Origin of the sequence: Pseudomonas graminis, assembly GCF_004364335.1 — a bacterium.
GTDB classification, from domain to species: Bacteria; Pseudomonadota; Gammaproteobacteria; order Pseudomonadales; family Pseudomonadaceae; genus Aquipseudomonas; species Aquipseudomonas graminis_D.
Map to the genome: position 1 here is coordinate 189305 of NZ_SOCR01000008.1, position 21293 is coordinate 210597.

Consider the following 21293-nt stretch of genomic DNA (forward strand, 5'->3'; position numbering starts at 1 on the left):
AACGCGCTAAAGGTTGTCCCGCTGGCATGCATTGCATAGGCTTGCGCGATTGTTTGCCCTCGCGCCATGCGAGCCGCTATGTGGAGAAGAGTAATGGGCCTTAACGACCAGTGGATGCAGCGGGACCTGAAGGTCCTTTGGCACCCCTGCACCCAGATGAAAGACCACGAAAAATTGCCGCTGATTCCGATCAAGCGCGGTGAAGGGGTCTGGCTGGAGGACTTCGAAGGCAAGCGCTACCTCGACGCGGTCAGCTCGTGGTGGGTCAACGTATTCGGCCACGCCAACCCGCGCATCAATCAACGCATCAAGGATCAGGTCGATCAGCTGGAGCACGTGATCCTGGCGGGTTTCAGCCATCAGCCGGTCATCGAGCTGTCCGAGCGTCTGGTGGCGATGACGCCCGAAGGCCTGACGCGCTGCTTCTACGCCGACAACGGTTCGTCCTGCATCGAAGTCGCGCTGAAGATGAGCTTTCATTACTGGCTCAATCGCGGCAAGCCGGACAAGAAACGCTTCGTGACCCTGACCAACAGCTACCACGGCGAGACCATGGCGGCGATGGCGGTCGGCGACGTGCCGCTGTTCACCGAAACCTACAAAGCGCTGCTGATGGACACCATCAAGGTGCCGAGCCCGGACTGCTACCACCGGCCTGAAGGCGTGAGCTGGGAGGATCATACCCGCACGATGTTCGCGGTAATGGAGCAGACCCTGGCCGAGCATCACGACAGCGTCGCGGCGGTGATCATCGAGCCGCTGATTCAAGGCGCGGGCGGCATGCGCATGTACGACCCGATCTACCTCAAGCTGCTGCGCGAGGCCTGCGACCGGTATGGCGTGCACCTGATTCATGACGAAATCGCCGTGGGCTTCGGTCGGACCGGGACCATGTTTGCCTGCGAGCAAGCCGGCATCCGTCCGGATTTCCTGTGCCTGTCCAAGGCGCTGACCGGCGGCTATCTGCCGTTGGCGGCGTGCATCACCACCGACGATGTGTACGACGCCTTTTACGACGACTACCCGACCCTGCGCGCCTTTCTGCACTCCCACAGTTACACCGGCAACCCGCTGGCGTGCGCGGCGGCGTTGGCGACGCTGGATATTTTCGAGCAAGACAATGTTATCGAAAACAACAAGGCGCTGGCCCAGCGCATGAAGACCGCGACGGCCCATCTGGTCGATCACCCGAACGTCGCTGAAGTTCGGCAGACCGGGATGGCGATCGCTATCGAGATGGTGCAGGACAAGGCCACTAAAACGCCGTATCCGTGGCAGGAACGGCGCGGGCTGAAGGTGTTCGAGCACGCGCTGACCCGAGGTGCATTGCTGCGTCCGCTGGGCAGCGTGGTGTACTTCCTGCCGCCTTACGTGATCACGCCAGAGCAGATCGACTTTCTGGCCGAGGTGGCGACCGAAGGAATCGACATCGCGACGCGCAGCAGCGTGAGTGTGGCGGTGAGAGAGAACTTCCATCCGGATTTTCGTGATCCGGGGTAGCCCTGTACGGGCTGCCGTGACTTCCGCCCGATGATGGCGATCGCACTGTGGGAGCCGGCTTGCTGGCGAATGCGGTGTGTCATTCAACACAAATGAACATGACCCAACGCGTTCGCCAGCAAGCCGGCTCCTACAAAGTGCGTTCGCGATACCTCTTCAAAGAGAAACAACCATGAGACTGTCCCGCTTTTTCGTCGATGCCACCCTGAGCCTCGGTGAGCACGAACTGCCAGAGGCCCAGGCCCACTACATCAGCCGCGTGTTGCGCATGTCCGAAGGCGACGCGGTGCAGCTGTTCGATGGTTCGGGCAACGAGTTCCGCGCCACGCTGGCGGAAGTCGGCAAAAAGCATCTGCGGGTGCAGGTGACCGAAAGCTTCGCCGGCCAGCCGGGGTCTCCGCTGCACATCCATCTCGGCCAGGGCCTCTCAAGGGGCGAACGGATGGACTGGGCGATCCAGAAAGCCACCGAGCTGGGCGTGACGCAGATTACCCCGATCATCAGCGAGCGCTGCGAAGTGCGCTTGAAAGACGAGCGAGCAGAAAAGCGTCAGGCGCACTGGCAGCAGATCGCGATCAGCGCGTGCGAACAGTGCGGGCGATCGGTGGTGCCGGTGATCCATGGGCCGGTGACCCTGGCCGAGTGGCTCAAGCAGACCGAAGCGGACCTGAAGCTGGTGCTGCACCCGGTCGCGGCGCCGCTGACCAGTCATGAAAAGCCCGGCAGTCTGGCGTTTCTGATCGGTCCTGAAGGCGGGTTGAATGACGCCGAAGTGGCTCAGGCGCAGGACGCCGGTTTCCACGCCGCCCGCCTCGGCCCCCGCGTGCTGCGCACCGAAACCGCGCCAGTGGTGGCGCTGAGCATCGCGCAACAGTTGTGGGGGGATTTTTAGTACGGGAAAGCGCAGATCACACTGTAGGAGCCGGCTTGCTGGCGAATGCGGGGTGTCATCCAATAAATGATCCGCCCACCTGCCGGGTTCGCCAGCAAGCCGGCTCCTACGGTTTTTGTCTCGCCCGTAATCCACGGGGAGCCCAATCAAGTCTGTGTTATTGACGCGCACTGGGAAATCACTCCGGCAATTCCGACGCCCGTCGCCGTGCCTTGGCGGGTTCTGGCCGGGCGCAAGGCAAAAACTCTCCACGCCCCGGTTCACCCAACGGGCCGCCATCCCACACCCGTTCCCCTCTGGCGAAGGTGATCGCCGGCCATGCCGTCAAACGCATCCCCTCGTACGGGGTGTAATCGACGTTGTGGTGCAGCATTTCGTTGGTCAGCTCGATGTTCAGATCTTCATCCCAGATCACCAGGTCCGCGTCCGACCCAATCGCGATGCTGCCCTTGCGCGGATACAAACCGTACAGCCGCGCCGCATTGGTGGCGGTCAGCGCGACAAAGGCCTGCGGCGTGATTCGCCCCTTGCGCACGCCTTCCGACCAGAGCAGCGCCATGCGCGTCTCGACGCCCGGAATGCCATTGGCCACTTCGGAAAACGGCGCCGTTTCGCCGTGGGCACGTTTGCCGTCCGGGCCGCCGTAGCGAAACGGCGCGTGATCCGATGAGAACACTTCAAACGAGCCATTCTGCAGGCCGTCCCAGACCACCTGCTGATTGCCGGCGTCTCTGGGCGGCGGGCTGCAGATGCATTTGGCGCCTTCGAAGCTGTCATCGCAGCCCAGCGAATCCGCGGTCAGAAACAGATACTGCGGGCAGGTTTCACCGTAGACCTTCAAGCCGTGGCTCTGCGCCCAGCGGATCTGCTCGATGGCCTCGCGCCCCGACACATGGACGATGAGAATCGGCACATCCACCAGCTCGGCCAGCGCAATGGCCCGGTGCGTGGCCTCGCGCTCGACCAGCATCGGCCGGGACGTGGCGTGATAACGCGGCGCGCTGTGGCCGGCGGCGAGCAGGCGCTCGGTCAACCAAGCGATGCAGTCGCTGTTTTCGGCGTGGAGCATCACCATTGCGCCATCTGCCCGGGCCACCGACAGGGTTTCCAGGATCTCGCGGTCGTTGAGCTTCAGGGCGTCGTAGGTCATGTAGATCTTGAAAGAGGTGTAGCCCTCGGCAATCAGCTCGGGCAGCTCGCGGCGCAGCACGTCTTCGGTGGGGTCGGTGACGATGAGGTGAAACGCGTAATCGATCAGCGCCCGACCGTCCGCGCGGCGGTGGTAATCCTCCACCGCCGCCCGCAGGGTCTGGCCCTTCTGCTGGCAGGCAAAGGGAATCACCGTTGTCGTCCCGCCACACGCCGCCGAGCGGGTGCCGCTTTCGAAGTCATCGGCCATGACCGAACCGTCGCCGGTCGGCTGATCCAGGTGCACATGGCTGTCGATCCCGCCGGGCGTCACGGTTCGCCCCCGCGCATCGACTTCCTGCGCGGCACCTTGCAGACCAAGCCCCAGCGCGACAATTCGGCCGTCGCGCACGCCGATGTCGCACAGGAAGCCGTCCGCCGCCGTCACCACATTGGCGTTGCGGATGATCAGATCAAAAGCCTGCATGTCGTTCACTCCCTCAGGCGCGGGTCAGCCAGGCCTTGGCGATCTCTTCGCGGGTGGTGAACCAGACGCCTTCGCGGGCCTGGGCGTACTCGATGAAGTGCCTGATCGCGCGGACCCGCCCAGGACGCCCGACCATGCGCGGGTGCAGCCCGATGGACATCATTCGCAGGCCTTCGGCGGACTCTTCGTACAGCACATCGAAGCTTTCCTTCATGTACTCGAGGAAATCGGACGCTTGCGAAAGGCCCGGGGAGTTCCAGTAGCGGAAGTCGTTGACGTCGCTGGTGTACGGCACCACCAGATGCTGCTTGCCCTCGACGTCGACGAAATACGGCACGTCGTCGTTGTAGGCATCTGAGTCGTAGAGAAACCCGCCCTCTTCCGCCACCAGCCGTCGCGTATGGACGCTGGCGCCGTAGCGGCAATACCAGCCCACTGGACGCTTTCCGCAGGTGCGCTCGAACGACTCGATCGCCAGGCGAATGTGCTCGCGCTCCTCGGCCTCGGTCAGGCGGAACACTTCCTCCCAACGATAACCGTGGCTGCAGATTTCATGGCCCAGCTCGACCGCTGCCTTAGCGACATCCGGGTTCTGCTCGAAGGCCACTGCGCAGGCATGAAAGGTCGCCGGGACGTTGGCCTGTTGCAGGATGTCGAGGATCCGCCAGATGCCGACGCGGGCGCCGTATTCGTACATCGATTCCATCGCCAGATTTCGCACACCGTCGGGAAACTGATAGCTGCCCCACTCGGTCATGCTCTCCTGGTCGGGATCGCCCATGGCCAGGGAACGCTCGGAGCCTTCTTCGTAATTGATGACAAAGTTGACGGCCAGACGCGCGCCGTTAGGCCAGGTGCCTTGGGGACGCTGCCGGCCGTAGCCGACCAGATCTCGAATGGGTGATGCCATAGATGCCTACTCCTGCAACGTTCGAACAGTCGTCAGACCGCCAAGCCGGGGCTCAGCAGTCGATGGTTTTCAGTGCATCGTAGTCAGGACCATCGAGGTTCTGCCCGGTGCGAAACGCCAGGCCCATGGCCAGGGTCTGCGCAATGCAGAACGCAGCGGTCAACGAGCGAAAGCCCAGCAGTTCGGCGTCGTTGACCTCGATCATCACCGACGCGGTTTGTCCGATGGGGCTGAGAATGCTGTCAGTGATCGCCACGATGGGCGTCCCAGCCGCGACGGCTTGCTCACAGGCGTCGATGGTTTCCTGCGCGTAGGGCGGAAAACTCACCGCCACCAGCACGTCATCGCCGTGCAGTGCGCCGACTTGTTCCCTCAGGCTTCCGCCCAGACCGCTGATGTGTACCGCACGACGTCCTACGCGGCTAAGCGCGTAACTCAGGTAGGACGCCATAGGAAAAGAGCGCCGCATGCCGACCACGAAGGTGGTGCGCGCCTGCTCCAACAGCTCGATGGCGCGTTCGATGGCCTCGACTTGCTCGCCTTCGGCCAGGTGCTCCAGCGAAACGATATTCGCGCGGCTGAACGCCGAAAGCATGGCGCCCACGTCGGTGGGATCATCGAGCAATTGCTCGCCGCGATAGTGCCGAATGCGTTCTTTGAAACTGCCCTGTCCGGCCTGCTGCAACGGTTGCTTGAACAAGCGCTGCAGATCGCTGAAGCCGCCGAAGCCCAGCGCCTGGGCCAGTCGAATGAACGCAGACGACGGGATGCCGGAGATCTTCGCCAGCGCCGCGACCGTGTTCAGCGCCACGTCGTGGGGGTGCTCGTTCAGGTAATGCGCGGCATCACGCTGCCGCGCGGTCAGGCGTTCCTGATGTTCGACGATGGCGGCACGCAGCTCGGCCAGGGTTTGGGGTACAGGCATAAAAAGGCTCGATAGAAGTCAGGATGGACGCAGTTCTGTGATCGCCTGGGCCAGATGCTCCACCAGACGATTCAACTCATCGACGCTGTTGTAGTGCGCGATCGACACACGGACCACGCCGCCGTAAGGGGTCAGGCCCAACTGTTCGATCAGGCGGCGCGCATAGAAGTCACCAAAACGGATGCCCATGCGGTGATTGTCCACGCGGCGCACGATGGCTTCCGAGTGAATACCCTCCACCACAAAACTGATGGTCGGCACGCGATCACCGTCAGTCACACGGGATTTTCCGATGATTCGTACGCCCGGCGTCTCCCGCAGAAACGCCAGCAGCGTTTCGGCCAGCAGGTCTTCCTGCACTTCAAAGGCATCGAACGCAGCCTGCATCAACTGGCGTTCGCTGCCGTTGGCACCGAGGCGCTGCCCCATGTCGATCAGGTAATCGCTGATACCGATGCAACCGTAGGACAGTTCGTAGTTCAAGTTGCCAGGCTGCAGCTTGTAGGGAATGACTTCCTGACCGATGAAAAAGTGGTTCAGGCTCGGCAGCTCCAGCAAGGCCTCCCGCTTGCCCCACATCACGGCGAAGTGCGGGCCGAAGGTCTTGTAGAAACTGAACACGTAATAATCGGCGCCGCTGGCCTGCACATCGACCAGCCGATGGGGCGCGTAGGCCACGGCATCGACGCACACCTTGCCGCCCACCGCGTGCACCCGGCGCGCCACTTCGGCGACCGGGTTGACGCTGCCGAGGATGTTCGACGCGTGGGTCATGGCCACGTAGCGGGTCTTGTCGCTGAGCAGCGCATCCAGATCAGCCAGTTCCAGGTCCATGCTCTGCGCGTTGACGGCCCAGACGCGCAACGTCGCGCCGCGGTCTTCGCACAGCCGCACCCACGGCCCGATGTTGGCTTCGTGGTCGCAGTTGGTGACGATGATTTCGTCGCCGGGATTGATCGACGGCGCGATGGCGCGGCAGAGGATTTGCAGCAAATGGGTGGTCGAGCCGCCCATCACGCACTCTTCCGGGAAGCGCGCGTTGATCAGTTGCGCGACCGATTCCCGCGCCTGCATCACCCGCGCGCCTGCATCCACCGACTCGCTGTAGGACGCGCCCAGTTGCACGGCGCTGTTGAGCAAGTAATCGGTGATGCGCTCGGCGACCGGTTTGAGCACGGCCGAGCCGCCGGCGTTGTCCAGGTAGGCGTAGCCGCTTTTGAGCGCGGGAAACTGGCTGCGTACGTAATCGATGTCCAAGGCATTCAAGGGATGAGCTCCAGCGTCTGATCAGTGATGCAGGATGGCCTGCAAAAACGCACGGGTTCTCGGCTCTTGCGGGGCCGTGAAGAAATCGTGCGGGTTGTTCTGTTCGATGATTCGGCCGTTTTCCATGAAGATCACCCGGTCGGCGACCTTGCGCGCAAAGCCCATCTCATGGGTCACCACGACCATGGTCACGCCGGAGCGTGCGAGGTTCTGCATGACGTCCAGCACTTCGCCGACCATCTCCGGGTCGAGTGCCGATGTGGGCTCGTCAAACAGAATCACCCGCGGCTCCATCGCCATGGTCCGGGCAATGGCTACGCGCTGCTGCTGGCCGCCGGACAACTGGCTGGGGTATTTCGCCGCGTGGGCGCCCATGCCGACTTTCTCCAGCAGCAGGCTTGCGCGTTCGTTGGCGTCACGGCGAGACATGCCGCGCACCCGGACCGGCGCCAGCGCCACATTGGCAAGTACGGTGAGGTGCGGGTACAGATTGAAATTCTGAAAGACCATGCCGACTTCACAACGAATGCCGGCCAGTTTCGGGCCCGTTTCAACGCGTTGGCTGCCGACGCGGATGTCGCCCTGCTGATATTCCTCCAGCAGATTGATGCAGCGGATCAGCGTTGATTTCCCGGAGCCCGACGGCCCGAGAATGACCACCACTTCGCCTTGATCGACGGTCAGGTTGATGTCGGTCAGGGCCTGGAATGGCCCGTAGAATTTGGCCACGCCTTCCATTTCGATGACGGTGCTCATGCGCTTTTCCTCCCTGCGCCGTTACGTCGCTCGATCCAGCTCACCAGCTGTACCAGCGGCAGAAGCAGCAACAGGTACATGACTGCCGCGCCCACCAACGGTGTCGGGTTGGCTGACAGCGCCTGCGCCTGAGTGGCTTGCTTGAGCAAATCGGGCATCGCCACGACCGACGCCAGCGCGGTGTCTTTCATGACGTTGATGCAGTTGCTGGTCATCGGTGGCATGACGATGCGCATGGCCTGGGGCAGGATGATGTCGCGCATGGTGTTGAAAAAGCTCATGCCCTGGGACGCAGAGGCTTCGAATTGCCCGCGGGGAATGGCTTCGATGCCGGAGCGGAAAATCTCCGCCGAGTACGCGCAGGACACCAGCGACAGCGCCGCAGTGGCCGCCGCGAACGACGACAGGCGAATGCCCACGAACGGCAGCGCGTAATAGATCAGCACCAACAGCACCAGCAATGGAATCGAGCGCAGCACGTCGATGTACACCCGCGCCAGAAACCGCACCGGCGCGTACCCGTACAACCGCAGCATCGCCAGCACCAGCCCGCCCACCAGGCCGAGAATGATGCTGACCACGCCAAGCATAACCGTCACGCCCAGGCCGCGGAGCATCAGTGGCAGCGCATCGACGAACACGCTCCAGTTGAAGAACGTTTCTAACAACTCCATTGCGATTCCTTGGTGGCGAGCAGTAACGGGCGCGAGCGTGAGCGGTCAGGGATTACTTGAGTACGTCGACTACTTTGACGGTGCTGGACTCCGGATCAGCGTCGGCACCGAACCACTTCTTGTGCAGCTCGGCAATCACGCCTTCTTTCTTCATCGTGCTGATGATGTCGTTGACCTGGCCGGCCGATGCCCAGCCCTTGGCGTGCATCAACGAGTACTTCTCACCGGTGGGAATTTTCGCGACGACTTTGTACTGCGGCTTGTCCTTGATGTAGTACAGGACCGCCGGGATATCGCTGATGTAGCCGTCCATACGGCCGGACGCGAGATCGAGCATCGCAGGCGACAGCCCTTCGTAGCGTGAGACTTCCTTGAATTTATATTCGGCCTGATGGGCATTGACCCACATGTCGCCGGTGGAGCCGGTGTCGACGCCGACCACCTTGCCGTCCATGTCTTTCAGGCCGTTGATGCCGGATTTGGCGAGCACGGACAGGGATTGGTCGCTGTCGTAATACGGCTGGGCGAAGCCGACCGATTCAAGGCGTTTGGGCGTGATGGTGATCGAGGAGATGGCGATGTCAGCGCGCTTGGACTGCACGGCGCTGAACAGGCCGTTGAAGGGGACGTTGACGAATTCCACGGTCTTGCCGGCGCGCTTGGCGACTTCTTTCACCACGTCGACCTCGAAGCCGACGATCTCGCCTTTGGCGTCCTGAAACTCCCACGGCACGTTGCCCACGTTGGCGCCGACGGTCCAGTCAGCGGCCCAGGTGGATGCGGAAAAGGCGGTCGCCACGGCCATGCTCAAGAGTACTTTCACATTCATGTCTTGCTCCCCGATTGATCAGTCAGTTCAAGAAGGCCGCCTTACCACAAGAGGGGGCGTTTCGAGGATCAGACTAGGATGACGAATCAAATAATTCAACAAATAAAATAAATGAATTAAATGCTTCAATCGGGTGCGAAAGTTATCCGCAATGGTGCAGATGGGAAAGCGCGCAAGGCTCTGGGGTGTACAGAAAATGATCAGTGATTCGAAAGGTGCCATGCACCGAAGCAGCGCATGGACAAGTTGGGCTTGCAGGAGTCGGCTTGCTTCAAATGCGCTATGCGGGTCGGACCTGAATCCGTAGGAGCCGGCTTGCTGGCGAACCGGCTTTGGCATTCAACATTAGGGTGGCTGGCCTAACGCGTTCGCCAGCAAGCCGGCTCCTACGGACGGTGCGTATGTGTCAGATCGTGCCGGTATTCAAAGCACATAACGCGAAATCGCAACAAAGTGCAGCAGGCTGCCGGCGATGACGAACAGGTGCCAGACTCCATGAAAGTGTCGGACCTTGGTGTCGAACGCGAAGAAAATGATCCCCACGGTGTAGAACACGCCACCCAGCGCCAGCCAGACGAATCCAGTCATGCCCAGCGCAGCGATCAGCGGATTGACCGCTACCAGCACAATCCAGCCCATGACCGCGTAGATGACGATGGACATCACCCTCGCCTCGGAGCGTGGCTTGATTTCCTGCAGGATGCCGATGATCGCCAGCGCCCAGACAATGCCGAATAATGTCCAGCCCCACGCCCCGTGCAGCGTCACCAGACAAAACGGCGTGTAGCTGCCGGCGATGAGCAGATAGATCGAAAAGTGATCGACCTTTTGCATGATCACCTTCGCCCGGCCGCGAACGCTGTGATACACCGTCGACGCGCTGTACAGCATCACCAGCGCTACACCGTAGACCGCGACGCTGATGATTTTCCAGATATCACCGGTCATCGTCGCGACAACCAGCATCCACACCGCGCCGATCGTCGCCAGAATCGCGCCCACCAAATGGGTCCAGGCGTTGAATTTTTCTCCGTAATACATCCGCACACTACCTCTCTGAATTGCATGACACGCGCCAAGCGTCCTGCTTCTGAACCGCAATGACAACGCATTGTGTCGTGTTATCGAGAATTTAATGCAGTCACGCGCCGATCTCTTCGGCACAATCGGGCGCTCTCAAAACAAGAACCCGGCGCGGGCCCACACGATGCAGATCGACGAAGAGCTCACCCTCAAGAAGCTGGAAATCTTTCTGGCATTCATGCGCACCGGCAATCTGGCCCGCGCCGCCGCGGAGTTGCAGACCAGCACGGTCAGTGTGCACCGGGCGATCCACTCTCTGGAAAGCGCTTTGCGTTGCCCGCTGTTCAAGCATGAAGGTCGCAACCTCACGCCCCTCGAAGGCGCTTATGTGCTGGAGGAGCGCGCGCAGAAGCTGGTGCAGGACGTGCTCAGCACTATCGAGCAGACGCGGCAGGCGGCGGGGTTTTCGGCGGCGCGGTTCAAGCTGGGGGCGCTGTATTCACTGACGGTCAAAACCGTGCCGCAGCTGATCATGGGCCTGAAGATCCGCCGCAGCGAACTCAACATCGACCTGATTCTGGGCTCGAACATCGACCTTTTCTACAAACTGAAGAACATGGAAGTGGATGCGATTCTGGTGTCGCTGAACGAATCCGTGAGTGATCCGGATTGCGAGCATTTGCCGCTGTTCTCAGACGACATCTTCCTCGCGGCCCCGGTGGATTCCCCCTTCGCCCAGCAAAGCGAAGTGAACCTGGGCGATCTGCGCGAAGCGACGTTTATTACGCTAACCCAGGGCTTTGCCACCCACCGCGACGGCGCGCGGGTGTTTCAACAGGCCGGGTTTGAACCGAAGATCGCCATGCAAGTGAACGACATCTTCACGCTGCTGAGCATGGTCAGCTCGGGTGTGGGTTACGCGCTGCTGCCGGGGAGGATTGCGGCAGTGTATGAAAACCGTGTGCGGCTGATCCCATTGCAACAGCGCTATCGCATGCAGCAGCACATCGGACTGGTCTTCCTCAAATCCCGCGAACGCGACCCGAACCTGCTGGCGTTGCTTGCGGAATGCCGGATGTACTCGAACCGGCTGGCCCAGGCCTGAGCCGACGCCCTGTGGGAGCACGCTTGCCCGCGAAGAGGCCGGTACAGCCCAAATATCTCTATCGTCCGAACTTGAGTCTTCGCGGGCAAGCGCGCTCCTACAGGTTCGCGGCGGACGCCAAATCCACATCTGCCCGCGAGAATAACCCCGCGCCGAGACTTGCTCGCCAAGGCTGCGCCAAACCCGCTTCTGCCGAAGGCGTAGGAGCGCGCTTGCCCGCGAATGCGTCATCACGGACACATCCGGAATACCTGTTTGCCGCAGGGATGATCGTCCGTGCACTAGCCTGATTCCGCACACTTCATCGCGCAAAGGGATGCGAATGTCACAAAGAAGCGCTGATCTGCGGTTGGGTCGTTATTCGGGAGCAGGACAGATTTATCTTCTGACCTCCGTGGTGAATGGCCGACAACCTCTTTTCTCCAACTGGCGCACAGGTCGGCTGGTAGTCGAGGAATTTAGACGAGCCCAGCAGGCCGGGATTGCAGAGTCCCTGGCGTGGGTCGTGATGCCGGACCATTTTCACTGGCTCGTGGTGTTGAGAGAGGGGACTTTGGGGATGCTGGTGCGTCGGGTTAAATCCGGTAGTGCGCTGGCCATCATGCGGGCGGGTCACACACCGCTTCGGGTATGGCAGAAGGGTTATCACGACCGGGCGGTCCGGCGGGAGGAAGATTTGCAGGCCGTCGCGCGTTACATCGTTGCCAATCCATTGCGGGCCGGGCTGGTGAAACGCGTGGGGGATTATCCGCTGTGGGATGCTGTGTGGCTGTGAGATTTTTCGCGGGCAAGCGCGCTCCTACAGGTTCGCGGCAAACGCCAAATCCACATCTGCCCGCGAGAATAACGTCGCAACGAGATCTGCTCGCCGAACGTGCTTCTGCCGAAGGCGTAGGAGCGCGCTTGCCCGCGAAGAGGCCGGTCCAGCCGACACATCTCTATCGTTCGAAATTAAGCCTTCGCGGGCAAGCGCGCTCCTACAGGTTTTGCGGCGGACAATCGTCCGGGCTCGGCCTTAGGAATTGCGGCGAAAACACACCGCGCACCTCGAACCCTCAGCCCAAAATCCCGCGCACGATGAAGTACAGCAGCGACGGGCCCAGCAAACAGCCGAGGCCGGTGTGGAAGGTTGCCGTCAGCGCGCCGTAAGGCACCAGCCGCCGATCCGTTGCCGCCAGCCCGGCCGTCACGCCGCTCACGGTGCCGGCCAGACCGCCGAACACCATCGCCGAACGCGGGTTATCCAGACCCATCCAGCGCGCGGCCATCGGGGTGCCGACCATCACCAGAATGGCTTTAATCAGACCGGTCGCGATCGACAGCGCCATCACATCCGAAGTCGCGCCCAACGCAGCACCGGTCACCGGCCCGACGATGTAGGTCACTGCGCCCGCGCCAATGGTGGTGATGCTGACGGCGTCGCGATAACCGAATGCGTACGCCACGCAGCAACCAACGATGAATGGCAGCAATGTGCCCAGCAGCAGCGAGAACGCGCCAATCCAGCCGGCCTTTTTCGCTTCGGTGGCCTGCACTTCGAAAGCCGTGGCGACGATGGCGAAATCACGCAGCATCGACCCGCCCATCAAGCCGATCCCGGAAAACAACGCCAGATCCGCCAGGCCTTTCTGCCCGCCGGTCATCGTGCCGCCCACCCACGCCAGCACCAGGCCGATGACGATCGCAATGGCCGAGCCATGAATGCGCCCTAACGTGAGGCGCTTGGACAGCACCACCGAAATCCACATCACCACGCCCACCACGGCGAACGCGGTGACCAGGCCCTGACTGATCAGGTCTTTCTGAATGAGCTCCCACATCTCAGCGGCCTCCTGCTGGGGAAACAGTCGGCGCGATTACCGGAAGCGGGTTCGCGAGTTCGTCCTCTTTGGGCAGTGGCTCGCCCTTGTTGATGCGGCTGATCACCGCAATCGTGCAGCCGCAGACCACCACTGACACCACCGCCGCGATGACCGCGATCGGCCCGCCCTTGAGCGCCGTAACGACGTTTTGCTGAGCGGCCATGGCCACGACGACCGGGATGTACATGGCACCCCAGAAGCCGACGCCCAGTTCGCAGCCTTCGCTCATGCCGCCGCGTTTTTGCATGAACAGCCGCGCGCAGATCAGCAGGATCATCGCGATCCCGACGCCGCCCACGTTAGATTTGACGCCCAGCAGCACGCCAAGCAGATCACCGAGAATCACCCCCGCGAGGGTGCAGATTGCGAGTAACGCCACGCCATAAATCACCATTGTTCTTTCCTCAAATTGCATCGTCGAAGTTGTTGTTTTTGTGTTCCTTCGAAAGCAGCAGTCGGTTTATGAGTGGCGGCGTTCCTCCTCTCGCGACAGCGCGCTGAGCGTGTCCAGCCGGGCGCCCTGGAAAGCGACGGCCGATCCTTGATCGAAGACGCGTCGCGCCAGGCCCGTCAACACCGTGCCCGGCGGCAGTTCGATGTGCAGCCGCGCGCCGCGCTCGTAGGCCGTTTGCACCGTGCTGCGCCAGTCGATGACCCGGCACATGTTGAGCGCCAGATCGTCGCGCACCTTGTCGGCGCTGAGCATCGGCCGCGCGGTGCTGCCACTGAGGTATTTCAGTGTCGGCACCTTCAAGGAAACGTTGGCAAACGCGTCGGCGAGCGCCCGCGCAGGTTCAGCCAGCAATTCACAATGGGACGGCACGCTGACCGCCAGCCGCTTGGCCGCCGCAGCGCCCTGTTCTTTTGCAAGCGTCGCGACGGACGCCATGGCTTCGTCTCGCCCGGCGATGACGAACTGGTTATCGGCGTTGATGTTGGCCAGATAGACCGGCGTCTCAACGCTGTGAATGCGTGCGATCAGGCTTTCTACCGTGGGTTGGTCGAGGCCGATCAGCGCAGTCATGCCATAGCCCTGTGGATAAGCGCTTTGCATCAACTCGCCCCGCAGCGCCACCAGCCGCACGGCATCGGCGAAATCCAGAGCCCTGGCGATGACCGCTGCGGGATAAGCACCGATGGACAAACCCGCGACCATGTCGGGCATGTTTTCATCCGCCATCAACACACGCGCACAGGCAACGCCGGCGATCAACAAACACAGCTGAACGGCTCGCGTCGATTGCAGGGCGGCGGCGGTGTCCAGCGTCAGGACGTCCTCGTTCAGCGCAGCGCTCGCTTCCGCCAGGGTCTGTTCAACCAAGGGATGCTCCGGCAGCCCGTGGAGCATGCCCGGCTGTTGCGCGCCCTGGCCGGGAAATGCCCAGAAACTGCTCATGCCGCGACCGCCTGCGCCAGCCAAGGGTTATCCACAAGCCGCGCGCCGTCTTCGGCTTTGAGCAGCACCTGTCGTGACGATCCGGCCCATTCGCGCAGGGCCACGGCGCCAAAAGGTGTTTGCAACTGAAGATCGATGCGGCACACGGCGCTGGCAAGCTGCTCGACCAAACGAGCGGCGTGCTCGCGATCAAAGAAATCCGGGGTGCGCAGAATGAGATCGAGGTCGCTGTCCGCGTGCAGCACCGGCACGCCACTGGCCAGCTCGAAACCGGCGCCACCCGCCACGCCCCATGGCAGGCCGAGCGCATTCATCACGGGACGGATCTGCTGCAAGGCGCGCAACGCCGGCCAATCAGCGTCAGGCGTCATGGCAATCAACTCTTCGGGCCGCACGCGCCGTTGCACATCGTCGAGCTTCATGTGGGTGGCGTAGCGCTGATCCCGCGAGCGGCCCCTCACGCCCACCGCCACCAGGCCAGCCGGGACACCGGCGCGGCGCACAACCACCGGATGACCGAGGCCGACGGCTTCAAACGCCCATGCCGGTGCGTCGATCGGCAACGCAGCCGCCGGCAAACCCCACAACAGATCATGGGGCAGCACCGGCTGAAAAGTGCTCATCACCACTGCGCCCGCAACAGCTCGCGAACTTTCGACGACGCCGCACGGTTCGGCGCGCCCAGGCGAGAACTCAGGTCATTGCCGCCGGCGAGGGTGTCTTTGATCGCGGCAATCAGGCAGTCCTGAACCAAGGTGAGATCCGAGGCGGTGGGCTGCTCGATCTGACTGACCGACAGGGTTTCCCAGAGCAGGCCGAGGCTGGCATAGCTATCGATGTCGTAGGCCATCGGCGGCACGCTGGCGGCGAGCTTTTCCAGCTCTTCGACGCTGCGCAGTGTGACCCGCGCCGCAGAGGCCTTGCCCATGGCGTGAACCATCACACCCGGGTCGCGCAGGGCAATCAGCCGATTGGCCTGATAGCCGTGGGCGAGAAACGCGCCAGACATTGCCTTGCCCACCAGCAGCCCGATCACGGGATGCCCGGCCAGACGCGCCCGGGCGTAAGCGTCAACCGCACCGGCCAGCGCTTGGTGAATGCCCAGCGCTTCTTCCCGGCGGCCATAGGCCTGACTCGGCACGTCGATGATCGCAATCAGCGCGCGCTTGTGGTCGCTGTCCTGATCCAGCTCGATGGCGCCGTCCACCGCCTGGGCCAGTCCCCATCCTTCGAGCAAACCGACCTCGCCATTCTGTGCGCGGGGAAAGCGGTTATCTGGATCGGCAACCACCGCCAGGAATCGCGCCGGACGATCACCCAGCGTGCCGTCCGCTGCTTTCACTGACGCCGGCAGCCCCGACACTTCAGCGGCGTTCGCGGCCAGCGCGTTGAACCAGTTCAAACCACGAAGCGAATAGGCACTCATGTCCGGTCTCCTTCATACGCGCTGCGCACGGCAGCGGGCTCTATCTGCCGGGCCGTGTCCACTTGCGACAAACGCTCGAGGAACCAGGCGTACCGGCTGCTGCGCTCCTGCGCGGGCTTGCCCTTGTGCAACAACGCGTGCACCTGCTGCTGAATGGCGTTGATGTCGTCGGCGACAAAGGCGTCTACCAGACCGCTGGCAAAACGTTGCTCGCCCCCGGTCAGGCTCCAGATGAAGGGCCGGTCGCGGGAATCGTATTCTTCGATGCCGGCCTCCTGCTCGATGACTTGCGGGCCGTTCAGGCCCAGACGCGCTTCCTGGGTGACGACCAGATAACTGCACAGCGCCGCTGCGATGGACATGCCGCCGAAGCAGCCGACGCTGCCCGCCACCACACCAATCACTGGCTGATAACGACGCAGATCAACGATGGCCGCGTGGATGTCGGCGATGGCGGCCAGCCCGAGATTGGCTTCCTGCAAGCGCACGCCCCCGGTTTCCAGCAACAGAACGGCTGCCGTGGGAATGCCCTTGCGATTGTCCTCGGCGGCCAGCTCCAGCGCGCCGGCCATTTTGGCGCCGCCGACTTCGCCCATGCTGCCGCCTTGAAAACCGCCTTCGATGGCGCAGATCACCACCGGTTTGCCCTCGATCGTGCCCTTGGCGATCACCACGCCGTCATCGGCTTGTGGCACGACGCCTTGCTTAGCCAACCAAGGGGAAACAAGACGCTCGAAAGGATCGATCAGCTCACGAAAACTGCCGTCATCCAGCAGTGCGCGGGCGCGTTGCCGGGCGCCGAGTTCGACGAAGCTGTGCTGTCGCAGAAGCCGCGTGCTGTCAGTCATGACCGACCTCCTCGAAACCTTGTTCCAGGCGCAGCCGAACCACGCCCGGTGTCGCGCCGAAATCGTGAATGTCGATGCTCATGGCCGGCGGCGTCTGGCCGTCGAACATGCGCTGAAAGAGGTTTTCCCAGCGCGCCGAGCTGCCGTTGACCGACGTCAGCACCTGAATCGTCAGCTTGCCCGGCTGGCCCGGTTCAAGCAGCACTTCCAGATCACCCGAACCAACGCATCCCACCAGCGCGCGACCCCGTGGCGGCTGCCCGGCGGGGAATTCAAAAGACAGGGTTTCCATGATCAGACGTTCCTCATTTCATCGCCGAGCGCAGGCTCCAGGCGATCAATAAACAAGCAAGCGGCGAGCAGATCGGCAGCGCCGCCGGGAGAGGCGTTCAGGCTCAGCAGTTGTTGATCCAGCTGATTCAGCGCGCGACGGCCGCTGAGGGTCGCGCTGCCACCGGCGTCCAGCACCCGCTGCGCACCGTGTTGCATGGCGTGCAAGCCGTCTTCACCCGCGCGATACAGAACGCAGGTATCGGACAGCGTGGTCATGATCGCCAGCAGCGCATCGAGCCGCGCGTTCTGCTCGCCATGCCCGGCGGCGCGGCTGCGGATGAGTTGCGGCAAGCCGGTTTGAGTCACGGCAGGGAAACCCGCTTGCGCTTGTTCCCGGGCGCCCGTTGCGCCGTACTTCTGCGCAACGGCTTGGCCATGGCTCTGGCTCTGGCTCTGGTTTGCGGGCTGATGACGATCCTCGATTGAGGCCAGATGGCCCGCGCGTTGGCACAGCCTTTCTGAGGAAAGATCCATTGGATTCAGCGCTGCAGCGGTCACCAATAAGCCCAGTACCCAAATCGCGCCACGGTGGGTGTTGACCCCATTGGTGGTGCGCATCATCGCGGCTTCGCCCTCACGACCGAGGCGGCCTATGGATTCTCGCAGCGCCGGGTTGATCTCACCGATGGCAATGGCGGCGTCGGCCATCTGCTTGAACGCGGGCCACAGCGACAGCGCGGACGCGTGCATCAGACCCAAGTGCAGGTCCGTATGGGCGCCACTGCTGCGACGATCGACCAGCGCCGGCTTTGGCGACAGGTCGGCTTCGTCGATCAGCGCATCCACCGCCAGATCAGCCAGACGCTCTGCCAGCGATGCAGGGTTTGGCGTTGCATTGATGGCATCGAAAGCTACGTTGAATGCGCGCATCACCAGCTCCTGAATTTCGCAGGCGGGTTGTACAAACCGCCGGACCATTCCACCAGCTCGGCGACGCTCTTGGCGGCAAGCAGTTCACGGCTGGCGTCGGTACGACGAATGCCCAAATCTTCAGGCAGCGCGATCAGCCCTTCGCGGCGCATGCGGGCGGTATCTTTCGGGTTGTGACGCAGGCCGATGGAAGTCACACCCGCCACAGCGGCAATCATGGCCTGACGCTCTTCCAGCGTTCGCGCCTTGTACAGATAGGCGATGCCTTCTTCGGTCAGCAAATGGGTCACGTCGTCGCCGTAGATCATGATCGGCGCAAGGGGCATACCGCTTTTCTTCGCGACTTCCACGGCGTCCAGCGTCTCGACGAAGGTCGGTTTGCCACCTTCCTGGAAGGTCTCGACCATTTGCACGACGAGCTTTTTGCCGCGTTCAAGATAGGCATCGGGGCCGTCGCCACTGTGCTGGCGCATGTCCAGCCAGGCTGGCGTGGCGTGACGCCGGCCGCGCGGGTCATGGCCCATGTTGGGAGCGCCGCCAAAACCGGCGAGGCGTCCGCGGGTGACGGTGGAGGAATGGCCGTCGCCGTCCACTTGCAGCGTGGCGCCGATGAACAGATCCACCGCGTACTGCCCGGCCAGTTGGCACATCATTCGGTTGGAGCGCATGGAACCATCGTGGCCGGTGAAGAACACGTCGGGCCGCGCCGCAATGTAGTTTTCCATGCCCAGCTCGGTGCCGAAGCAATGCACGCTTTCGACCCAGCCGCTTTCGATGGCGGGGATCAGCGTTGGGTGCGGATTGAGCGTCCAGTTGCGGCAGATCTTGCCCTTCAGGCCCAGGGATTCGCCGTAGGTTGGCAGGATCAGTTCGATCGCGGCGGTGTTGAAACCGATGCCATGGTTAAGAGACTGGACGTTGTGTTTCTCGTAGATCCCGCGAATCGCCATCATCGCCATCAGCACATGGACCGGCTTGATATGGCGCGGGTCGCGGGTGAACAGCGGCTCGATGTAGAACGGCTTGTCGGCGACGACCACGAAGTCGACCCATGACGCCGGGATGTCCACGCGCGGCAGGTCGCTGACGTCATCCACCAACTGGTTGACCTGCACGATGACGATGCCATCGCTGAAGGCGGCCGGTTCGATCAGGGCGGGGGTGTCTTCGGTGCTGGCGCCGGTGTAGATGTTGCCAGCGCGGTCAGCCATGAAACCGGCCGAGAGCACGACGTTGGGAATCAGGTCGACCAACAGGCGGGAATACAGCTCGATGTACGTATGAATGGCGCCGATTTCCAGCAGGCCATCTTCCAGCAACTGGCTGATGCGCAGGCTCTGGGTGCCGGCGAAAGAGAAGTCCAGCTTGCGGGCGATGCCGCGTTCGAACAGGTCCAGATGCTCGGCCCGCCCAACGCTGGGCATGATCATGTGCAGATCGTGAAGCTTTCCGGGATCGGCCTTCACCAGTGAGCGGGAAAGAAAATCCGCCTGCTTCTGGTTATTGCCTTCCAGCACCACGCGATCGCCCGGCGCAATCAGCGCCTCAAGCGCCGCAACAATCTTGTCGGTCGGCAGTACAACGCCATCGGCGAAGGAACGCACCAGGTCGAGTCGCCGCAGCTTTTCAGTGCGGCGACGCGACCAGCGCGGGTCAAGTTTCGTTGTTGTGGTCATGCTGACTCCACGAGTTCGCTGTCGTGGGGCAGATTAGGAGGGGTTCAGGTGCGGCATCAATCAAGTAACTGGCGGGATCGTTACGCTGAGAGTAATGATCAGTCCGCCCAGTTGATCTGATAGCGGGTACTGCGCCCGCCGCCAGGCAGCTTTACCAGGCAGCCTTTTTCCAACAGGTCCTGAAGATGCCGGGTTGCGGTGGCTTTACTGACTTTGGCGACCGCCTGGTATTGAGCCGCGCTGATGCCGGCGGCGAAACCCGCGTCCGGCTTCTCGGACAGCAGATTGCCATTCAACAACCGATTGAGCACCTTGGTCTGCTCCACAGAGAGGCCGTCATCCCGATGGACTTGCCAGAATCTCGCCTTCGCCAACACTCGCTCGATACGCTGCATGGCCTGCTCAAGCGTGTGGAGCAAGGTCTGTAAAAACCAGAGGAGCCACTCGGTAATGTTCAGGCCACCACGTTGGGTCGCTTCCAGAATCCGGCAGTAGTCCTGACGGCGGGCGAGGATGCTCGCGGACATCGCGTAAAAGCGTATGGCCTGATGTTCGCCCTGGGCCATGGCCAGGTCAGCGATCGCGCGGGTCAAACGTCCGTTGCCATCGTCGAACGGGTGCAGCGTCACGAACCAGAAATGCGCGATGCCCGCGCGGATCAGCGGGTCGAGGGTTGGATCGGCGCAGCTGCTGTTGAACCAGTAGAAGAAGTCATCGAGCTTTTGCTCCAGGCCTTCGCGTCCAGGCGCCTCGAAATGCACCACGGGTTGGTCGATACGACCGGACACGACCTGCATGGGCTCAGGCCCTCTGAGCGTCCCGACCTGAATGGGGTATGCCGTCAGCGCGCTCGGCTCGGGAAACAACAACCGATGCCAGTGCATCAGCCGTTCAGAAGTCAGCGGCGCGGCGTGTTGTTGAGTAGCATCCAGCATCAGTTCCGCCAGCCCCTCACTACGTGCCGTCACGCGTTCATCGCTGGCGAGCCCGAGCCGCTTTGCCAGAGAAGAACGCACCGACTCCACATTCAGTTGCTCGCCTTCAATGGCCGATGAGGTGATGACGTTCTGCAGCAAGGCGTCCAGTTCGCGCTCGACATTCGCGCCAGTGCCTGACGCGCCAATCATCCCCAATAACTGCCCCTGCGCCTGGGTGCACGCGCGCAGCAGCGGCGCTAGTGTTTCCACATCCCAGGAAAAGGAAGGCCATTTGGGGTGTTGCCAAATCCACTTTGCTGACTGTTTCACCGGACGCCTCGGAGGAGTGTGAGCCGATTAGCAACATTATTCGGCTCACGGGGTGAGCCGAATATGCGGTTTATTCGGCTCATCGTCTAGGAGGGATTTGCGAGAAGAGCGATTCCGGCAACTCCGGCATCTCTTTGGCC

Annotated in this window: 22 protein-coding genes; 4 read left to right on the plus strand and 18 right to left on the minus strand. The window is 62.2% G+C overall.

Annotated features, from left to right (window positions below):
* Positions 1-93: 93 nt before the first annotated feature.
* Together EC919_RS16900 and EC919_RS16905 are read left to right on the plus strand one after the other, a co-directional pair.
* The gene (locus EC919_RS16900) at positions 94-1500 is read left to right on the plus strand and encodes an adenosylmethionine--8-amino-7-oxononanoate transaminase (RefSeq protein WP_133775573.1); all 1407 of its coding nucleotides are present in this window, start codon (positions 94-96) and stop codon (positions 1498-1500) included.
* 172 nt (positions 1501-1672) lie between these two features.
* Positions 1673-2392 (plus strand): 16S rRNA (uracil(1498)-N(3))-methyltransferase, encoded by a 720-nt coding sequence (locus tag EC919_RS16905; protein WP_133775574.1) that lies wholly within the window; start codon positions 1673-1675, stop codon positions 2390-2392.
* A gap of 178 nt (positions 2393-2570) precedes the next feature.
* On the opposite strand, the gene hydA is transcribed toward EC919_RS16905, so the two are convergent.
* From hydA to trhA, 8 genes are all read right to left on the minus strand, one after another.
* Positions 2571-4007, minus strand: coding sequence for a dihydropyrimidinase (gene hydA, locus EC919_RS16910; RefSeq protein WP_133775575.1), 1437 nt, complete (start codon positions 4005-4007; stop codon positions 2571-2573).
* 13 nt (positions 4008-4020) lie between these two features.
* Positions 4021-4917: an allantoinase PuuE gene (locus tag EC919_RS16915; protein ID WP_133775576.1), complete on the minus strand. Its 897-nt coding sequence runs from the start codon at positions 4915-4917 to the stop codon at positions 4021-4023.
* 52 nt (positions 4918-4969) lie between these two features.
* Positions 4970-5842: a MurR/RpiR family transcriptional regulator gene (locus EC919_RS16920; RefSeq protein WP_133775577.1), complete on the minus strand. Its 873-nt coding sequence runs from the start codon at positions 5840-5842 to the stop codon at positions 4970-4972.
* Between the two features lie 18 nt (positions 5843-5860).
* Positions 5861-7108 (minus strand): cysteine desulfurase-like protein, encoded by a 1248-nt coding sequence (locus tag EC919_RS16925; RefSeq protein WP_133775578.1) that lies wholly within the window; start codon positions 7106-7108, stop codon positions 5861-5863.
* A 21-nt stretch (positions 7109-7129) separates the two neighbouring features.
* Positions 7130-7864, minus strand: coding sequence for an amino acid ABC transporter ATP-binding protein (locus EC919_RS16930; protein WP_133775579.1), 735 nt, complete (start codon positions 7862-7864; stop codon positions 7130-7132).
* Positions 7861-8538: an amino acid ABC transporter permease gene (locus EC919_RS16935; protein ID WP_065991207.1), complete on the minus strand. Its 678-nt coding sequence runs from the start codon at positions 8536-8538 to the stop codon at positions 7861-7863. The genes EC919_RS16930 and EC919_RS16935 overlap by 4 nt, the downstream gene beginning before the upstream one ends.
* A gap of 52 nt (positions 8539-8590) precedes the next feature.
* Positions 8591-9367, minus strand: a complete 777-nt coding sequence (locus tag EC919_RS16940) for a transporter substrate-binding domain-containing protein (protein WP_133775580.1) — start codon at positions 9365-9367, stop codon at positions 8591-8593.
* 423 nt (positions 9368-9790) lie between these two features.
* On the minus strand, positions 9791-10408 hold the full coding sequence (trhA, locus tag EC919_RS16945; RefSeq protein ID WP_133775581.1) for a PAQR family membrane homeostasis protein TrhA: 618 nt from the start codon (positions 10406-10408) through the stop codon (positions 9791-9793).
* Between the two features lie 166 nt (positions 10409-10574).
* On the opposite strand from trhA, the gene EC919_RS16950 reads away from it, so the two are divergent.
* Entirely contained in the window at positions 10575-11495 is a 921-nt protein-coding gene (locus tag EC919_RS16950; RefSeq protein WP_133775713.1) for a LysR family transcriptional regulator, read from the plus strand.
* Positions 11496-11811: 316 nt separating this feature from the next.
* A complete protein-coding gene (locus EC919_RS16955; protein WP_208294987.1) occupies positions 11812-12270 on the plus strand; it encodes an REP-associated tyrosine transposase in 459 nt (152 codons plus the stop codon).
* Between the two features lie 280 nt (positions 12271-12550).
* On the opposite strand, the gene madM is transcribed toward EC919_RS16955, so the two are convergent.
* The 10 genes from madM to EC919_RS17005 all read right to left on the minus strand — a co-directional run bounded on the left by madM (position 12551) and on the right by EC919_RS17005 (position 21153).
* Entirely contained in the window at positions 12551-13315 is a 765-nt protein-coding gene (madM, locus tag EC919_RS16960; RefSeq protein WP_133775583.1) for a malonate transporter subunit MadM, read from the minus strand.
* Position 13316: 1 nt separating this feature from the next.
* The gene (gene madL, locus EC919_RS16965) at positions 13317-13751 is read right to left on the minus strand and encodes a malonate transporter subunit MadL (RefSeq protein WP_133775584.1); all 435 of its coding nucleotides are present in this window, start codon (positions 13749-13751) and stop codon (positions 13317-13319) included.
* A gap of 66 nt (positions 13752-13817) precedes the next feature.
* Complete coding sequence (mdcH, locus tag EC919_RS16970) at positions 13818-14753, minus strand: malonate decarboxylase subunit epsilon (RefSeq protein WP_133775585.1); 936 nt, start codon at positions 14751-14753, stop codon at positions 13818-13820.
* Positions 14750-15382, minus strand: a complete 633-nt coding sequence (locus tag EC919_RS16975) for a malonate decarboxylase holo-ACP synthase (protein ID WP_133775586.1) — start codon at positions 15380-15382, stop codon at positions 14750-14752. Before EC919_RS16975 ends, mdcH begins: the two co-directional genes overlap by 4 nt.
* On the minus strand, positions 15376-16179 hold the full coding sequence (gene mdcE / locus EC919_RS16980) for a biotin-independent malonate decarboxylase subunit gamma (protein WP_133775587.1): 804 nt from the start codon (positions 16177-16179) through the stop codon (positions 15376-15378). The genes EC919_RS16975 and mdcE overlap by 7 nt, the downstream gene beginning before the upstream one ends.
* Positions 16176-17027: a biotin-independent malonate decarboxylase subunit beta gene (locus EC919_RS16985; protein ID WP_133775588.1), complete on the minus strand. Its 852-nt coding sequence runs from the start codon at positions 17025-17027 to the stop codon at positions 16176-16178. The genes mdcE and EC919_RS16985 overlap by 4 nt, the downstream gene beginning before the upstream one ends.
* A complete protein-coding gene (locus EC919_RS16990) occupies positions 17020-17319 on the minus strand; it encodes a malonate decarboxylase subunit delta (protein ID WP_133775589.1) in 300 nt (99 codons plus the stop codon). The genes EC919_RS16985 and EC919_RS16990 overlap by 8 nt, the downstream gene beginning before the upstream one ends.
* Before the next feature lie 2 nt (positions 17320-17321).
* Positions 17322-18230 carry a triphosphoribosyl-dephospho-CoA synthase gene (locus EC919_RS16995; RefSeq protein ID WP_133775590.1) on the minus strand — a complete coding sequence of 303 codons (909 nt, stop codon included), beginning with the start codon at positions 18228-18230 and terminating at the stop codon, positions 17322-17324.
* Positions 18230-19906: a malonate decarboxylase subunit alpha gene (gene mdcA / locus EC919_RS17000; protein WP_133775591.1), complete on the minus strand. Its 1677-nt coding sequence runs from the start codon at positions 19904-19906 to the stop codon at positions 18230-18232. Before mdcA ends, EC919_RS16995 begins: the two co-directional genes overlap by 1 nt.
* A gap of 98 nt (positions 19907-20004) precedes the next feature.
* Complete coding sequence (locus tag EC919_RS17005) at positions 20005-21153, minus strand: Fic family protein (RefSeq protein WP_133775592.1); 1149 nt, start codon at positions 21151-21153, stop codon at positions 20005-20007.
* Positions 21154-21293: the final 140 nt, after the last annotated feature.

Excerpts from the sequence above, each read along its gene's own strand:
- EC919_RS16900 (WP_133775573.1), top strand. The coding sequence starts at position 94 with ATGGGCCTTAACGACCAGTGGATGCAGCGGGACCTGAAGGTCCTTTGG.
- EC919_RS16905 (WP_133775574.1), top strand. The coding sequence starts at position 1,673 with ATGAGACTGTCCCGCTTTTTCGTCGATGCCACCCTGAGCCTCGGTGAG.
- hydA (WP_133775575.1), bottom strand. The coding sequence starts at position 4,007 with ATGCAGGCTTTTGATCTGATCATCCGCAACGCCAATGTGGTGACGGCG.
- EC919_RS16915 (WP_133775576.1), bottom strand. The coding sequence starts at position 4,917 with ATGGCATCACCCATTCGAGATCTGGTCGGCTACGGCCGGCAGCGTCCC.
- EC919_RS16920 (WP_133775577.1), bottom strand. The coding sequence starts at position 5,842 with ATGCCTGTACCCCAAACCCTGGCCGAGCTGCGTGCCGCCATCGTCGAA.
- EC919_RS16930 (WP_133775579.1), bottom strand. The coding sequence starts at position 7,864 with ATGAGCACCGTCATCGAAATGGAAGGCGTGGCCAAATTCTACGGGCCA.
- EC919_RS16935 (WP_065991207.1), bottom strand. The coding sequence starts at position 8,538 with ATGGAGTTGTTAGAAACGTTCTTCAACTGGAGCGTGTTCGTCGATGCG.
- EC919_RS16940 (WP_133775580.1), bottom strand. The coding sequence starts at position 9,367 with ATGAATGTGAAAGTACTCTTGAGCATGGCCGTGGCGACCGCCTTTTCC.
- trhA (WP_133775581.1), bottom strand. The coding sequence starts at position 10,408 with ATGTATTACGGAGAAAAATTCAACGCCTGGACCCATTTGGTGGGCGCG.
- EC919_RS16950 (WP_133775713.1), top strand. The coding sequence starts at position 10,575 with ATGCAGATCGACGAAGAGCTCACCCTCAAGAAGCTGGAAATCTTTCTG.
- EC919_RS16955 (WP_208294987.1), top strand. The coding sequence starts at position 11,812 with ATGCGAATGTCACAAAGAAGCGCTGATCTGCGGTTGGGTCGTTATTCG.
- madM (WP_133775583.1), bottom strand. The coding sequence starts at position 13,315 with ATGTGGGAGCTCATTCAGAAAGACCTGATCAGTCAGGGCCTGGTCACC.
- madL (WP_133775584.1), bottom strand. The coding sequence starts at position 13,751 with ATGGTGATTTATGGCGTGGCGTTACTCGCAATCTGCACCCTCGCGGGG.
- mdcH (WP_133775585.1), bottom strand. The coding sequence starts at position 14,753 with ATGAGCAGTTTCTGGGCATTTCCCGGCCAGGGCGCGCAACAGCCGGGC.
- mdcE (WP_133775587.1), bottom strand. The coding sequence starts at position 16,179 with ATGAGTGCCTATTCGCTTCGTGGTTTGAACTGGTTCAACGCGCTGGCC.
- EC919_RS16985 (WP_133775588.1), bottom strand. The coding sequence starts at position 17,027 with ATGACTGACAGCACGCGGCTTCTGCGACAGCACAGCTTCGTCGAACTC.
- EC919_RS16990 (WP_133775589.1), bottom strand. The coding sequence starts at position 17,319 with ATGGAAACCCTGTCTTTTGAATTCCCCGCCGGGCAGCCGCCACGGGGT.
- EC919_RS16995 (WP_133775590.1), bottom strand. The coding sequence starts at position 18,230 with ATGCGCGCATTCAACGTAGCTTTCGATGCCATCAATGCAACGCCAAAC.
- mdcA (WP_133775591.1), bottom strand. The coding sequence starts at position 19,906 with ATGACCACAACAACGAAACTTGACCCGCGCTGGTCGCGTCGCCGCACT.